Here is a 15,057-nt window from a genome sequence, read left to right as displayed (position 1 = left end):
GTGTCGGCGCGGGCCGCCGGACGGTGTTTGGCTGGACCCATGGGCACTGACAGGGAGAACGCCGAGGAGGCGCGGGAAGCGATGGCTTGTGACGAGGGCGGGCCGGGCGGCGGGGCCGGACCGGGCGCCGGGCGGGCGGCCCGGCGGGACGAGGCGGTGCGGGCCGCGGTGGAGCAGGGGCTGCTCGGTCCCGACCACCCTCTGGCGGCCCTGCTCGACGTCACCGGCATCCGGGAGTCGGCGGCCGAGCTGCGGGCGGCCTTCGCGGCGGTGACACCGCCCGGCACACCCGTGCTGCACGCCTTCGCCGTGAAGGCGACCCCACTGGTGCCGGTGCTGCGGCTGCTGCACACGGAGGGCATCGGGGCGGAGGTGGCGAGCCCCGGGGAGCTGGCGCTGGCGCGGGCGGCGGGCGTGCCCCCGGAGCGGACGGTGCTGGACTCGCCCGCCAAGACACCGGCCGAGCTGCGGGAGGCACTGGCACTGGGCATCGCCGTCAACGCGGACAATCCGCAGGAGCTGGCGCGTCTCGACGCCCTGATGGCCGACGCCTCGGCGCGGCCGACCGGTCGCCGCTCCCCCGCTCCTCCCTTGGCATTCGGGTGAACCCGCAGGTGGGCGGGGGCACCATCGAGGCACTGTCCACCGCCACGGCGACCTCGAAGTTCGGGGTGGCGCTGCGCGACGAGGGAGCGCGGGAGTGGGTCGTACGGGCCTTTCTGGACCGGCCGTGGCTGACCCGGCTACACGCGCACACCGGCTCCCAGGGCATCGCGCTGCCCCTGATGGCGAAGGGTGTGGCGGAGACGTACGCGCTGGCGGAGGAGATCAACCGGCGCGCGGGGCGGCAGCAGGTCGACACCGTCGACATCGGCGGCGGCCTGCCGGTGAACTTCGCCTCCGACGCGACCGACCCGACGTACACGCGGTACGCGCGGCTGCTGAAGGAGACCGTGCCGGGGCTGTTCGACGGGCGGTACGGGCTGATCACCGAGTTCGGGCGGTCACTGCTGGCCAAGCACGGCACGGTCGTCGCCCGGGTGGAGTACGCCAAGAGCGCCGGCGGGCGTCCGGTCGCGGTGACGCACGCGGGCGTGCAGGTGGCGGCACGGACGGTGTACGCGCCGGCCGCGTGGCCGCTCAGGATCGCCGCGTACGGCGCCAAGGGGTGGCCGAAGGAGGGCCCGGCGGTGGTGCAGGACGTGGCGGGACCGGCCTGCTTCGCGGGCGACCTGCTCGCCCAGGCGCAGGCGCTGCCGCTGCTGGAGCAGGGCGACTACGCGGCGGCGCTGGACACGGGCGCGTACTACTTCGCCCACCACTACGCGTACAACTCGCTCCCCCGACCGGCCGTCCACGGCTTCACCGCCGACGGCTCTGGCCAGGTCTCGTTCGCGCTCGTGCGCCCGGCCCAGACCGTCGAGGAGATCGTGGCCGAATCGGGCGGCGCCCACGCCGACGCCCTGACCGCCTGACCATCCGCCCGTCCGACCATCCGCCCGCCCGGCCCGGGTCAGACCAGGGCCGAGGCGCGGCGGCGGGCCCCGCCCGGGGTCGCGTCGCCCGCCGCGATGCCTGTGGTGCGGTACGCCTTGACCTCCTTGCCGACCGGGCTGCCCGCGCCCGCGCGCAGCCGGTCGACGCGGACCCACAGCAGGATCTGGCCGGCCTCCTCCAGGCGGCCGATCCAGGACGCCTTCAGCCACAGGCCGGCCCCGCACCCGGCGAGCAGCAGACCGCCCGCCGCGGGGAGCGCGAACGAGCAGCCCAGGGCGGCGAGGAAGGCGAGCAGCAGCCACCAGCGGTGGCCGCGACGCCAGTTGCGCACGCTGACCGCGCGGTCCTGGAGCACATCGTGCCTGCCCGCCCGGACCGCCGGCCGGGCCAGCGCGCGGTACCGCCCCCGCCGCGTGTACGCCACCACGGCCATGGCCACGAGGAACAGCGCGGCCCCGGCCAGCACACCGATCCGGCGGCCGGTCAGTCCCGGCACCAGTACACCGATGCCCGCCGCGAACACGCCCAGCCACCACAGCGGGGCGGCCCCGGCCCGTACGACGACGGCCACCCGAGCCAGCCCCTGTCCTCCGTGCATCACGTCCAGCCTCCCGTCCCACGTCAGTGGAGAGTCCGTAGGGTCCCCGGGGGCAGATTAGTGAATCGACGTGAGAGAAGTCTGAGATACCGCCCAAGGCGCCGGGCGCCGGACCTCCCCGCCCCGCCGTCAGTCCACGAACAGGCCGCGGGCCGCCGCCTTCGTGTCGAACTCCTCCAGCCGGGCCTGCGCGTCGGGCAGGTCGTCGCACATCGCCTCCAGCAGCACCCGGCCCAGCAGCATCGGCGCGCACGCCGTGTCGAAGGCGAGCCCGGTGCCGACGGCGGCGGGCAGCAGCAGGTCGGAGACCTTGGCGACCGGCGCGAAGGCGGAGTCGGCGACGGTGACGACGGTCAGCCCCGTCTCCCTGGCGTGTGTGAGTGCGTCGACGACCTCGCGGGGGTGCCGGGGCAGCGCGAAGCACAGCAGGGCCCCGGCACCGGCCCCGGCGGCGGCGTCGATGCGGTCGTGCAGCATGGTGCCGCCCTCGTTGAGCAGCCGCACGTCGGGATGGACCTTGGCGGCGAAGTAGGCGAAGCCGTGGGCCTGCGCCGCCGCCGCGCGCAGCCCGAGCACGGGCAGCGGCCTGCTGGCCGCGAGGATCCGTCCCGCCCGCCGTACGGGCTCCGGATCGGCCAGCACCTCCGCGAGGTGCCGCAGGTTCGCGATCTCGGCCTCGACGGCCTGCTGGTACTCGTTGTACGGGCCGGTCTCCGACGTGGGCCCGGCGGGCGCGACCTCGCGCAGATGCCGCCGCAGCGCGGGGTAGCCGTCGAAGCCGAGGGCGACGGCGAACCGGGTCACTGAGGGCTGGCTGACCCCGGCCATCTCGGCCAGTTCCACGCTGGACAGGAACGGGACGTCGGCGGCGCGTCGCACCATGCTGTGCGCGATGCGCCGCTGCGTGGGTGTCAGCCGGTGCCCCTCGAAGAGCGCCTGAAGGCGCGCGCCAGGGCCCTCGGTGACACTCATGACGTGGCTCCCCCTCGACCTGTTCCTCGGCCTATTCACATACCGCGATTCCTGCATGCCCCTATACAGTCGCACAGCGGAGGCGCGCACGACCGGGAGCCGGCCGCCCGCCCCGCGTACACCGGCGGATGCGCGGTGGAGTGAACGGTTACGCGTGAGGTGCGGTCACCCTGAGCGCGAGTTCTCGTGCGTGGTCGGCCGCCGCCGGTCCACGGCTCGGGTCGGGTGCCTCGGAAAGGAAGACGAGAGCCAGCATCAGCGCGGCGTCCAGTCGGCACACCAACAGGCACGGGTCGCTGCCGGGCGGCGCCGTCGCCGTCTTCGCGTATCCGCTGCGGATCGCTTCCACATCGAGCTCGTTCTCCGGGTACCGGGCGTACTCGATCAGGCGCCCGAACTCCACCGAGGGTGAGCCGAGCAGGGCGTTCGACCAGTCCAGCAGGGCGACGACCCGGCCCTGCCGGCGCCGGATGTTGTCGCTGCGGACGTCGAGGTGCAGGAGGCTGCCCTCGGTGAGGCCGCTGAGCTGTCCGGCGACGAGGGACGGATCCGGCGGCTCGGGCCAGTCGTCGACCAGCCGGCCGATCTCCGCCCAACGCCGCCCGATACGGGCGGTGATCGCACGCGCCGTGGACACTCCCTCCGATGCGACGGGCGTCAGACGCGGCGGCGGCACCTGATGGAGCCGCGCGAGGAGCTGCCCGAGCGCGAAGGAGTCGAGATCCGAGCCGTCGTCGGGGACATAGGCGGACAGCAGTACGTCGGGGGACCCCGGTTCGTCCGCCAGGACGAGTTCCTTCACCTCGGCGACGGGCAGACCGTGGGCGGCCAGATGCCGCGCGATTCCGTACTCCTGCAGGAGCAGGGCCCGGGTATCCACATGGGGGTCATTGGCGTTCGAGTCGAACCGCCGGTGCGCGAGACGCACCGCGACGGTTTCCCCGTCGCGCCCCCGCGCCCGGTGGACCGAGAATTCCAGCCCCTTGCCGACCGGTTCCAGACCGCTCAGCCCCCACCGCTCGGCCAGGCTGTCCAACTCGGCGAATCGCTCACTCATCATGTGCACCCTCGGGGGTCTTGCGGTCGTCGGTGATCCTGCTGTCCTTCAGCAGAGTGAAAGCGATGGGCAGGCACATCACCAGTGTGACCGCGCCGCCGGCCGCGAAGGCCGCCCGCGGTCCCGCCCACGTGCTCAGCCAGCCGAAGAGCAGCGCGCCGAGGGGCATCGTCCCCCAGGCGAACAGTCGGTACACGCCGGTCGCCCGGCCGAGGAGGCGGTCCGGGATGAGTTCCTGCCGCAGGGAGACGGCCACGACGTTCCAGACCATGAGGCCGAACCCGGCGGCGCAGTAGGCGACGGTGACCACGTACACGCTGTCGGTCGCCGCCACCGCCAGGCCCGCGGCGCCCATGAGTGCCAGGTTTCCGATCAGGGTGGGGACTCGGCCGATCGCTCCGGTCATACGGCTCGCGGCCACGCTGCCGACCACGCCTCCGGCGGCTCCGGCGGCCAGCAGTGCTCCGTATGCGGCGTCCGGGAGCTCCAGCACGTCGCGCACCAGGATGACGAAGACGGCGATCTGGCCGAGGTACACGGCGTTGATGACGCCCGCGGAGACGGTCAGGGCGCGCAGCAGAGGGTCACGCAGCACGTGGACCCATCCCTCGCGGATGTCCGTCAGAAGCCGCGGTCTGGCGGTGGACCGCTCGGGCTGCGGCCCGCGAACACCGGTCAGCAGCGCCGCGGACAGCAGGAAGGTGAGCGCGTCGAGCAGGAGGGGGACCGCCCGGCCCGCCACGAACAGCACGCCGCCGAGCACATGTCCCAGCAGATCGCGGCCCACCGTCTGGACCGCGAAGAGCCGGCCGTTCGCCGTCTCCAGCTTTTCCTTGGGAACGATGCTCGGCAGCAGCGCGAAGGACGCGCAGTCGAACAGCACCTCCCCGACACCCAGCAGGAACGCCACGGCCAGCAGGGGCCAGAACGTCAGCCAGCCGCAGGCGAGCAGCACCACGGTGACGATCAGGGTCACGGCGCGCAGCACATCGGCGAGGACCATCAGGCGGCGGCGCTCGAACCGGTCGGCGTACGCCCCGGCGGGCAGACCGAACAGCAGCCAGGGCACCGTCGTGGCCGCGGTGACCGCGGACACCTGGAACGCGTCGTGCAGCAGCGCGGCGGACAGCAGCGGAAGGGCCGCGAAGCGCATGCCGTCGCCGACCGCCGACGCGCTCGCGGCACCGATCACCCGGTGGTAGCCGGAACTGAAGCGGAAGGCGGTGGGCGCGCTCACCTCGGACTCCCCGGTGAGAACACGGCGCACCGCAGCTCGCTGGTGTAGCGATGACCGTGCACGCTCAGCCAGCGCTGGTCGGGCGTGGGCAGCATCTCGGAGATCTCCAACGTGCCGTCCCTCCGTGCGGCCAGCCGGCACAACTGCCGTACCAGGAGCGGAGCCTGCCAGTCGACGTAGATCGGCTTCGGCTCTCCGGGGACCTTGACGAAGACGTGCCGGGGAAGGCCGAGGTCGGAGCTCAGCCGGCAGGCGGCGACGAACTCCGCGGCCTCCTGTGCACCCGTCCGTCCCGCGGGGCCGTCGAACATGTCCGCACCGCGCAGCCGGGCGGCAGGGACCCGCCAGGTCTCGCGTTGCAGGACCACACGGCCGCAGAGGATACGGGGAATGTGCTCCAGGGCGGGGGCGTCCAGTCCCGCCCCGCCGAAGTGGCGCGGGAAGGCGAACGGGGAGAGCGGGTCCTGACGGATGCTCGGTCCGCCGCAGGCGGTGCCATGAGGCGCAGCCTGCCCGCGATCCCGTGGGCGCGCAGTTCCAGCCGCCCGTCACACAGCACGACGTACAGCTGGGAGGGTTGCACCACCCGGTCGCGGGACTGCCCGGAACGGCCGTAGACCTCCAGGTCGTAACAGGGGTGGACGAGTTGGGTCGACGACTTGTCCGGGTGGCCCCGGGACAGGTTGGCGAGGACCTCGCCGTCGTCGAGCAGGGACAGGTAGCCCTCGTGGACCTCGGGCAGCAGTTCCGGGGCGCGTTCCTGGATCAGCGGGCCGAAGCTGGTGTGGGTGATGACCTCCCGGACGGCGTGGCAGTCCCCGATCACGGCGGTGAACCGGCCCTCGCGCAGGGCCTGACGGCTCGTGGCGGCGAACAGCACGTCCGGGTCGACGACCGCCGAGGGTGTCCGGGGATGGGCGGCGAGGATGGCCTCCATGCGGTCCCGTTCCACGACGACCTCGGGCCGGTCCACGCCCCCCTCCCCCAGCAGGGCTTCGGTGATCACCCGGTCGAGCGCCGCCAGTTCGGCCTCCACAGCGGCGCACTCCCCCTCGAGGGCGTGCCGGTCCCGGAAGAACTCCGAGTAGAGGCGGTCCAGCGGGACCTCGACGTCGGCGCCGAAGCGCTCCGCCACCCACCGCGTGAGAATGGCGCGCTCACGCCGCATGCGCAGCCGTGGACGCGCGAGCACCGTCTCGTACACGATCGACAGCTCGTCCGTGATGAAGCGGGCGATGTCCGGGCCGATGGTCAGGCCGACCGGCTCACCGTGGGCCTCCTCGAACAGGATGCTCCGGTCGGCGTAGTGCAGGCCGCTGTTGCGGTTCGCGGGTGTTCCCGTCAGCTTCTCGAACCTGGCCTTGGTCGCGGCCAGCGCGGCCGGCCGCTCGGCCAGGGGCAGCTTCGCGAAGCGGGCCAGGTCCTCCTCGAAGTGACCGATGGCCGAGAGGACCGGTGCGGCCCGCTCCGGCGGAGCGGAGAGCAGTTGCCGGCGCAGGGCGGCCAGGGGCTCGTGGTCGCCGACGGGGATCTCGAACTCGGCGACCACCCATTCACGCGCGACCAGTTCCTTCAGCACTTGGTCGAAGGGGGCGGGCGAGCCGAGTTCGGTGTCCCACTCCGCGCGCAGCTCGTGGAGGGTTCGTTCGCCGTCGCAGCGCCGCCACAGCCATTCCTCGTGCGCTGCCACTTCCCGGCCCCCGAGGTGCCGGAAATTCCAGTCGGTGTCCAGTCCGTCCCGAGTGGTGAACGCGTACAGGTCGATACGGCCGTCGCGCAGGAAGGACAACGGGCGCCTGCGCGGACGTACGACATCGGACAGGCCGGGGACCGCGGCGGCGCTCTGGGCGACCTTCTCGGCGGCCCAGTGGCTGAAGAGCGTCCGGCGTTCCATCTCCCGTTCCGAGGTCCACGCGATGCCCGGCGCGTCCCCGACCCGGCCCACGGTGAACGGTCCGAAGTGCGAATGCGTCTCGTTCTTGGTCGTCACCCGCTGGAGGTACATCGTGAGCAGGTCGGTCATCCGGCGGGTGTGCCGGCCCATGTCCCCCTGGAAGGTGTCGAGCCATGCGGCGAACTCCGGGTAGGCGGAGTCGTTCGACAGCAGCAGCACCTGCCGCAGGCGCTCGTCGCCGAACGCCTCGGCCACGGCGGTTCTCGCGCGGTCCAGACGGGTGCGGTGCCGGGCGGTGAAGGCCTCCTGTTCCCCGCCGAACGTCTCCGCGGACGCCTGGTAGGTGTGCAGGATGCGCGCCGCCTCGTCGGGCAGTGCGGCGGTGGCGCGCCGCAGTTCCCGGCCGGTCAGCGGCCGTCGCCGGCCCACGCGCGACGCGGTCTGCGGACAGCCGGGGATCCGGTGCTGCCGCAGCACCGGCTTGAGTTCTCGCGCCAGCGACGCCAGTCGGTCCATGCTCTCCAGGAGCGCGTGGGCCTCCTCGGCGGCGGTGGCGTCGACCAGCGGCTCGAGCGCCTCCATCGGGAAGCCGGCCTGCCGCAGCACGACGACCGGTACGAGTCTCCATGCGGCGCCCTGGGCCTGGTCCGTGGTGCTCTGTGGGTCGTCGGCGGTGGTCACAGCCCTGCCTCGGGACTCGTACGGACGGGACGGCGGTCGTGCAGCGCGTCGATGACGGCCAAGGGGTCCGCGGGGAGCGCGGGCAGCAGACCGGGGCGCGGCACCCAGGGTTTGACGCGCGCCCCGTGGTAGTCGGACCCGGCGGTCGCGACGAGGCCGAGCAACTCGCACACGTCGGCCAGGCGGCCGCTGTCGGTCGGCGTGTGCCAGCTGGTCCACGCTTCGAGTCCGGCGAGTCCGGCTTCCCGCAGCGGCTCCAGCAGCGCCGCGCACTCGGAATCGTCCAGGCCCGCCACGAACGTGCCGGGGTGGGCGAGGACGGCCACCCCGCCCGCCTCGCCGATCCACGACAGGACGTCGATGACGTCGGGCTTCTCAGGATGCCGCAGATGAAGCGGCAGGCCGGGGCGGCACCAGTCGGCGACGAGCCGGCCGTACTCCGCACTCGTGTACCCGGCGAACCTCGGGTCGTCGTGCGCCTGCGCCGCCTCCAGCAGGAGGGCCAGATAGTCGCCCACGTAGGCCACTCGGTGGCCGCCGAGGTGCCGCTCCACCGCGTCCCGGGTGAGCGGCACTCCGATGGCCTGCGCACGGTCGGTCCAGGTGCGCCACCATGCCAGTTCGGCGTCGTGGACGCCCGCGATCCGCTCCCGGAACCGCGGGTCACGGGGGTCGACGAAGTAGGCCAGGCAGTGCGTCTCCTCGCCGCGCCACGTGGCGGAGATCTCGCAGGCCGGTACCACGGTGAGGCGTCCGCCGACGGCCTGCTCGAACTCGGCGACACCCGCCACGGTGTTGTGGTCGGTCACGGCGGCGACTCGCAGCCCCGCGTCGACACAGCGCCGTGCCAGCTCGGCCGGAGACTCGTCCCCGTCGGAGTGCCGGGTGTGCAGATGCAGGTCGAGCGGGGTGGCGAGAGTGGCGGACGCCCCCCGCATCAACGCGCTCCCGGCAGAGTGCGCCGCCAGGACGCGGCCAGCCATCGCTCGTACTCGGGACCGGACGGGGTGTCCATGACCAGGCACAACGGCTCGATGATTCGTCCCGGGCCGCCGGCCAGGCCGCCGTGGAGCATGGTGAGGTTGTGGCCGAACAGCAGGTCGCAGTGCTCGCCCGGGGCAAGGACCTCCCAGCGGCGCCGGAACCGAGCCCAGGTCAGGCCGGTGGCCATGAGCACCTGGTGGCAGAAGAGACGGGCCGCTTCTCCTTCACACTCCCCGCAGGCGCAGCGCTGGGCCAGCGGCACGGCGGCGGGGTGGCGGACCCGTTCCTCCTTCGTCAGCGCGGCCTCGCCGTGGTGGAAGGACAGGCCGTGCCACAGGGGTTCCTCCAGCCCGAGCATGGCCCCGAACGACGGATAGGCACAGCCGTGCTCCGGCTGACGCTCCAGCCCCCGACGCAGGTTGTCCCCGATCCAGCGTGCCGCGGTGGCCGTCCGGTCCTCCCCCGTGTCGATGCCGCGCCGGTCGAGCACGTCGTCGATGACGCCGAGCCAGTCGTAGTACGTGGTGACGCTCAGCCCTTCTCCCACGTCGGGGAGGAAGATGCCCTGGTACATCTTGTGCGCGGGAGTCGTGGTGTATCCGGAGCCGCCGAATTCCCGCCACGCGGGATCCCAGTCGCGCGCGTCCTGGAGACTGGGCGTCAGGTACGAGCAGTGCTGTCCGTCGTGGTGGGGCAACAGGGTCCGGGTGGAGAAGCCCTCGGGCACGTACGTCTGCTGCGGCCGGTCGGCCTCCAGCCGCATCTCCGCGGGGGCGCCACGGGCGATCAGCGCGGCGCGGAGCCGTTCGGCCAGGGCCGTCGACAGCCGACGGCTCTCCTCGACGCCCAGTCGTAGGCGGCCGATGCGGAACACCGCGAAACCGACCCGGTGGATGACGTCGACGGCCTCGGCGGCCAGGTCCTCCAGTGCCTGCTCTCGCCGGGCCTCCGGTCCGGTGGCAAGCGCGGTGCAGTCGAACCGAGCCTCGGCGGGGGTGAATTTCACTGCTCCTCCAGGGATTCGTCGGACGTGCCGGCAGGCCAGGGCGCGAGTCCGGACGGGGCGCACTCCGTGCGGAAGAGGAACTCGAAGAGCAGGCGGGCCGCGATCTGCGCCGTACCGCCGGACGGGTCGTAGCGAGGAGCGACCTCCGCCACGTCGACGGCGCCGACGGGAAGCGCGCGGAGCTCCTCGTAGACGTCGAGGAGCTCCCCGCTGCTGATGCCGCCCATGGTCACATGGCCGGTGCCGGTCGCCACGGCGCTGTCGAGCACGTCGATGTCGAGCGAGACGTAGACCGTGTCGCACCGCGAGCCGAGTTCCTCGATGAGGGGGCGCAGCGCGGCAGCGGCACCGTCCCTCATGATCTGGGAACCCGGCACGATGTGAAAGCCACTGTCGACGAGCCCTCGGAACTGGTCGTACTTGGTCACGTCGCCCACCCCGACGAAGGCCATGTCCTCCGGGCGCATCTCCGGGATCTCGCTGATTCTGCGCGAGTTGGAGCCGTGGTACAGCGGCCCGTGCAGCGTGCTCCAGTTGCCGAAGTCGAAGTGGTGGTCGATGTTGATGAATCCCACGCGGCCCTGTTGGCGGTCGAGCCGCCCGGCGCGAAAGCCGGCGAACGTGGGGAAGGTGCACGAGTGGTCACCGTTGAGGAAGATCAGACGTGGCGCGGACTGGCTCAGACGGCGGCTCTCCGCGGCGACGGCTTGGAACGTTCGCACCGTGTCCGTCGGATAGACATGCAGGTCACCGGCGTCCGCAACCCGGGGGGCGCGGTAGCGGAAGGCCTGGCCGGTGCGGGTGTCCAACATCCGCCACTGGCCCAGACTGGTCAGATAGCTGGAGAAGACCAGGCTCGCCTGGCGGATGGCCCGCGGCCCCTCCGCGGCCCCCGGCCGGGAGCTGGCGGTGGCGTCGTAGGGAACGCCGGACACCACCCAGCCGTCCTCCCCCACGTCCACCCGGTCGGCATGAGCGGTGGGGGCGCCGAAGAGGGTCGCGACGCCGGCCCATCCCGGCAGCGGGTCCTCCGCGAAGTCCTCGGCCTTGACACTGTTCTGCAGCGCTGCGAAGTCGGGGAGTTCGGTCATGTCACGTCTCCTGCGCGAGGGCGGTGGCAACGGTCATCGGGGGGCGGATGATGTCGTGCGCCGCGGCGATCTTCTCCTGGAACAGGTCCCAGCTCGCTGCGGGCGACAGGTGCTGGGGCCGGTAGACGACGGGTACGTCCTCCCGCCAGTCGGCGAAGTCCCAGTTGAATATGCGCTCACGCAGCCTCGGGAAATCCGGGGTGAGCGGATAGGGAACGAAGTTGTAGAGGTTGAAGAGCCACAGCCTCGAACTGTTCTCCCGCATCCATTCGACGGTCTGGCCGTGCGCGGCTTCCGTTTCCTCGTCGAGGCCACCCATCATGTTGAGTACGACCCTCAGGCCGGCGTCGCTGAGTTGGTGGATCTTCTTGGTGTAGTCCTCGAGACCTCGCGAGAGTTTGTTCAGTCTTTTCAACATCTGGGAGTCGGCCGACTCGAATCCGAGTTCCACGGCGACGACTCCGAGTTCGAGCATGGCGTCGACGATCCAGTCCTTCACCTGCATCACATGCGTCTGCACGATGAAGCGGTGTCCGGGCCGGTCGCGGAACACGTCCAACAGGTTGCCGACCGCTTCGCGTGACTGGCCGAATGTCTTGTCACCGATATAGAAGAGCCGGGTGTCCGGGAACCGGGCGGTGAGTTCGTCCACTTCCCGCGCGAGGGCACTCTTGTCCACGAGAGTGAGCTGCTTGCTCCAGGCGTCGCCGCAGAACGAGCACTGGTACAGGCATCCGTGGCTGGCGTTGAGCCGCAGAAGGGGAACCTGGCCTCCGTAGCCGCCGAGATGGCGGTAGTCCGGCGCCCAGCTGATCCGCTCGGACGCCAGTCCGGGCAGCAGGGGTTTCTCCAGGCCTCCGCCCGCACCGGAGGCGAGCCCCACGAGTCTGCGCACGAAGGTGGCGTCGAGCTGGCCGCGGTGCACGGCGTGGACGGCACCGTCCGGGGCGAGCGGAGCCATGTTCCCGCCGAGGACGACTCGGCGTCCGGCGTGCTCCAGGTGTTTGGCCACGTCCAGCGCGAGGCGGAAGTTCTGGGCGAGGGGGGACATGAGGACCAGGTCACCGGGAGCCGTCGCGGCCAGCAGCGGGTCGGAGCAGGCTTCCGGTTCCGCCGGTGTCCTCGACAGGTCACGGAAGACGGAGTCGATTCCCGCGGTGTCCAGCAGGGCGGTCAGATGGGCGACCCACAGCGGCATTTCCCACAGGCCGTCGGCCGGGATGAAGTACTCGGGGAGCAGGGCCCGGAATCTGCGGTCGTAGTCGTCGTAATAGCCCGAGAGGTGGGGGTCGGGGTCGTGACTGGAAGGGAAGGGGAGTTGGACTATGCAGCTCTTGGGCACGGTCGTCCCTTCAGTAGATGACGATGGGAAGCATCCTCGGTGCGGCCCGGTCAGCGGATACCGCGGGAGAAGACCGCACAGCGCAATTCGCTCGTGTGGCGCTCTCCGTCGATCTCGAGCCAGAGATGCTCCGGAGAAGGGAGCATCTCGCTGAATTCCAGAGGGGAATCCGACTTCCGGGCGAGACGGAAGATCTGCCTGACAAGGAGGGGGGAATCCCAGTCGACGTACACCGGTTTCGGCTCGCCGGGGATTTTCAGGAAGCCGTGGCGGGGCAGCCCCAGGTCTCGGCGGAGCCTGCGGGCGGCGGCGAACTCGGCCGCGTCTCCTTTGGCCCGGCGCGTCCCGGGGCTCCACCCGCGAAACGCGTCCGCGGGGATACGCCACCGCTCCCGGTGAAGGACGACGCGGCCGCAGCGGATGCGCGGCAGACGGTCGTGGCCGGTGCTGCGCAGTCCGACGCCCCCGAAGTGCCGGGGGAAGGCGAACGGGGAGAGCGGGTCCTGGCGGATGCTGGGTCCGCCCGCCAGTGGAGCGAGCAGCTTCAACCGGCCTTCCACTCCGTTCGCGCGGAGTTCCAGGCGTTCGGCGGTTGTGACGACGTACAGCTGATCGGGCTGCAGCACGCTGTCCCGGCTCTTCGAGGACAGGCCGTGGACCTCCAGGTCCGGGCAGGGATAGGTCAGCTGGGCGGCGGTCTTGTCCGGATGCGCACGGGAGAGGTCGATCAGCACCTCGTCGTCGTCGAGAAGGCCCCGGTAGCGCGCGTAGACCTCGTCGAGCAACTCCGGAGCCTCGGCCTGCATCAGCGGGGCGAAACTGGAGTGGGTGAGCGCTTCGCGGACGGCATGGCAGTCGCCCACGACGGCGAGGAATTCGCCCCTCGCGAGCGCCTCGGCGTCCCGTGCGGCAAGCATGACGTCGGGATTGCACAGCGCGGGTGGCGCGGCCGGGTGGCGTCCGAGCAGTTCCTCCAGCCGATCCCGGTCGACGACCGTCTCGTGCTCGTCGCCGGTGACGCCTTCGAGCAGCACGGCGGTGATCTCGTCGTCGATCGCCGCGATGTCCCGGTCCACTTCCTCGCACTGGCGGGCGAGGCGCGGCTTGTCCTCGAAGAAGCCTGCGTAGAAGTGCTGGAGCGGAACGGGGTTCCCCGTACCGAAACGTTCCTTCATCCAACGGTGCAGGATGTCCCGCTCCCGGCGGACCCGGAGCCGGGGAGCGAGCAGCGTCAGGTCGTAGACCACGGACAGTTCGCGGCTGATGACGTCCTCAACGTCTCGACCGAGAGTCATGTTCCTGACAGGGCTGTAGGCCTCTTCGTAGAGAATGCTCCGGTCGGAGTAGTGCAGGCCCTGGGAACGGTTGGCCGCGGCCCCGGTGACTTCCTCGAAGGTCTCCTTGAGCCGGCCCAGCAGGGTCGCGCGGTCCTCGACCGGGCCGTCGGCGAAACGCCGGAGCCTGTCGGCGATCGACCGCACCACCGCGAGATCGGGAGCCCCCTCCCCCAGGTGCCCGGACAGCGTCCGGAGGGGATCGGCGGTTCCGACGGGAATCTCCCAGCGCCCGATCAGCCAGTCCTTGCCGACCAGTTCGTGCAGCACCTCGTCGAAGGTGCGACGGGGCGGGGCGCCCTCCCGGCGTGTCCACGCGGCGCGGAGCTGTGCCACCGTGCGTTCGCCGTCGCACCGTTCCCACAGCCATGACTGGTCGTCGTCGAAGGTGTCGGCCGTCACCTCGACGAAACGCCAGTCGTCCGGCATGCCCGTCCGTGTCTCGAACGCGTACAGCTGGATCCGCGCGCCCTCGCCGAACGCGAGCGGGCGGCGCCGGGGGCGCACGGCCTCGAAGTGCTCCGGACGACCGCTGAACGCCTCGGCCATCGCCTCTCCCGCCCAGTGGCTCAGGAAGGCGACGCGCCGCAGCGGGCCGGTGGACCAGGAGATGCCTGTACCGCCCGGTGCGAACCGGGTCACCGCGAGGGGGCCGAAGTGCGAGTGTGTCTCGTTCTTGGTCGTGACCCGCTGGAGGTACATGGCGAGCAGGTCCGTCATCCGCTTGACGTGTCCGTCCGACCCTCTTCCGCCACCATCGATCCAGCCGGCGAACTCCTCGAAACGAGCGTCGTTCGACAGGAGCAGGACCTGCTGCAGGGCGGGGTTTTGGAACAGGCTCACGACGGTCTGGCGAGCACGGGTGAGCGCGGCGGCGTGGCCCTCTTCGAAGGCCACCCACATATCGTCCAGGGCCCGCACCGAATCCTGGTAGCGCTTGACCAACTCCATGGCGACCGGGCCGGTTTCCGCCTCCAGGCGCGCGAGGTCCCGTGGCGGGAAGGGACGTAGCATGCCCACCCCGGAGGCGATGTCGCCCCGCGTGCCGACGCGCTCCTCGCGCAGCACCGCTTTCAGCCGCCGCCCGAGCCGGACCGCCTCGTCGCGGCGGGCGAGTACGGCGTCCGCGGCCTGCGCCGCCGGCTCGTCGACGACCTGCTCCAGAAGGGAGCAGGGGAACCCCGCGTGACGCAGCAGCGCGACCGGGGCGAGCGACCATCCGCCGCCCTCGTCGGGCCGTCCGTCCGGGCCACTTGCACCCGGACGCCGCATGCCACCCTGACGCTGCCTCAGTCCGTCCACGGCTGACCCCCGTTGGCCGTCAGTGATCACGACAGGGCGTGACACTAGTGATGCGTCGAGTT

11 protein-coding genes and 1 pseudogene are annotated in these 15,057 nt (G+C 71.5%); 1 reads left to right on the top strand and 11 read right to left on the bottom strand.

Translation table 11 applies throughout. From position 1 onward, the window contains the following. The first annotated feature begins 81 nt into the window (after positions 1 to 81). Positions 82 to 1,475, top strand: a pseudogene (locus tag WJ438_RS24975) (diaminopimelate decarboxylase). Positions 1,476 to 1,513: 38 nt separating this feature from the next. Here WJ438_RS24975 and WJ438_RS24970 read toward each other — a convergent pair. From WJ438_RS24970 to WJ438_RS24920, 11 genes are all read right to left on the bottom strand, one after another. Next, on the bottom strand, positions 1,514 to 2,095 hold the full coding sequence (locus tag WJ438_RS24970; protein ID WP_406727223.1) for a hypothetical protein: 582 nt from the start codon (positions 2,093 to 2,095) through the stop codon (positions 1,514 to 1,516). A 129-nt stretch (positions 2,096 to 2,224) separates the two neighbouring features. Beyond that, on the bottom strand, positions 2,225 to 3,067 hold the full coding sequence (locus WJ438_RS24965; RefSeq protein ID WP_406727222.1) for a MurR/RpiR family transcriptional regulator: 843 nt from the start codon (positions 3,065 to 3,067) through the stop codon (positions 2,225 to 2,227). Between the two features lie 148 nt (positions 3,068 to 3,215). Further along, complete coding sequence (locus WJ438_RS24960) at positions 3,216 to 4,127, bottom strand: phosphotransferase family protein (RefSeq protein WP_406727221.1); 912 nt, start codon at positions 4,125 to 4,127, stop codon at positions 3,216 to 3,218. Further along, entirely contained in the window at positions 4,117 to 5,361 is a 1,245-nt protein-coding gene (locus tag WJ438_RS24955) for an MFS transporter (protein WP_406727220.1), read from the bottom strand. Before WJ438_RS24955 ends, WJ438_RS24960 begins: the two co-directional genes overlap by 11 nt. After that, positions 5,358 to 5,672 (bottom strand): hypothetical protein, encoded by a 315-nt coding sequence (locus WJ438_RS24950; RefSeq protein WP_406727219.1) that lies wholly within the window; start codon positions 5,670 to 5,672, stop codon positions 5,358 to 5,360. Before WJ438_RS24950 ends, WJ438_RS24955 begins: the two co-directional genes overlap by 4 nt. Further along, positions 5,603 to 7,936, bottom strand: coding sequence for a hypothetical protein (locus tag WJ438_RS24945; protein ID WP_406727218.1), 2,334 nt, complete (start codon positions 7,934 to 7,936; stop codon positions 5,603 to 5,605). The genes WJ438_RS24950 and WJ438_RS24945 overlap by 70 nt, the downstream gene beginning before the upstream one ends. After that, complete coding sequence (locus tag WJ438_RS24940) at positions 7,933 to 8,874, bottom strand: PHP domain-containing protein (protein ID WP_406727217.1); 942 nt, start codon at positions 8,872 to 8,874, stop codon at positions 7,933 to 7,935. The genes WJ438_RS24945 and WJ438_RS24940 overlap by 4 nt, the downstream gene beginning before the upstream one ends. Beyond that, on the bottom strand, positions 8,874 to 9,926 hold the full coding sequence (locus WJ438_RS24935; RefSeq protein ID WP_406727216.1) for a hypothetical protein: 1,053 nt from the start codon (positions 9,924 to 9,926) through the stop codon (positions 8,874 to 8,876). Before WJ438_RS24935 ends, WJ438_RS24940 begins: the two co-directional genes overlap by 1 nt. Further along, on the bottom strand, positions 9,923 to 11,017 hold the full coding sequence (locus WJ438_RS24930; RefSeq protein WP_406727215.1) for an arginase family protein: 1,095 nt from the start codon (positions 11,015 to 11,017) through the stop codon (positions 9,923 to 9,925). The genes WJ438_RS24935 and WJ438_RS24930 overlap by 4 nt, the downstream gene beginning before the upstream one ends. 1 nt (position 11,018) lies before the next feature. Then, positions 11,019 to 12,359 carry a B12-binding domain-containing radical SAM protein gene (locus WJ438_RS24925; protein WP_406727214.1) on the bottom strand — a complete coding sequence of 447 codons (1,341 nt, stop codon included), beginning with the start codon at positions 12,357 to 12,359 and terminating at the stop codon, positions 11,019 to 11,021. Positions 12,360 to 12,409: 50 nt separating this feature from the next. Next, complete coding sequence (locus WJ438_RS24920) at positions 12,410 to 14,965, bottom strand: lantibiotic dehydratase (protein ID WP_406727213.1); 2,556 nt, start codon at positions 14,963 to 14,965, stop codon at positions 12,410 to 12,412. Positions 14,966 to 15,057 lie beyond the last annotated feature (92 nt).

It is taken from the genome of Streptomyces sp. GD-15H, from assembly GCF_045291515.1.
Taxonomy (GTDB): domain Bacteria; phylum Actinomycetota; class Actinomycetes; order Streptomycetales; family Streptomycetaceae; genus Streptomyces.
The sequence above is the reverse complement of the archived record's forward strand: the minus strand, read 5'-3'. Positions and strand labels throughout refer to the sequence as shown.

Coding starts and splice junctions, on each gene's coding strand:
- WJ438_RS24965 (WP_406727222.1), bottom strand. CDS start 3,067: ATGAGTGTCACCGAGGGCCCTGGCGCGCGCCTTCAGGCGCTCTTCGAG.
- WJ438_RS24940 (WP_406727217.1), bottom strand. CDS start 8,874: ATGCGGGGGGCGTCCGCCACTCTCGCCACCCCGCTCGACCTGCATCTG.
- WJ438_RS24950 (WP_406727219.1), bottom strand. CDS start 5,672: ATGTTCGACGGCCCCGCGGGACGGACGGGTGCACAGGAGGCCGCGGAG.
- WJ438_RS24960 (WP_406727221.1), bottom strand. CDS start 4,127: ATGATGAGTGAGCGATTCGCCGAGTTGGACAGCCTGGCCGAGCGGTGG.
- WJ438_RS24930 (WP_406727215.1), bottom strand. CDS start 11,017: ATGACCGAACTCCCCGACTTCGCAGCGCTGCAGAACAGTGTCAAGGCC.
- WJ438_RS24970 (WP_406727223.1), bottom strand. CDS start 2,095: ATGCACGGAGGACAGGGGCTGGCTCGGGTGGCCGTCGTCGTACGGGCC.
- WJ438_RS24920 (WP_406727213.1), bottom strand. CDS start 14,965: ATGCGGCGTCCGGGTGCAAGTGGCCCGGACGGACGGCCCGACGAGGGC.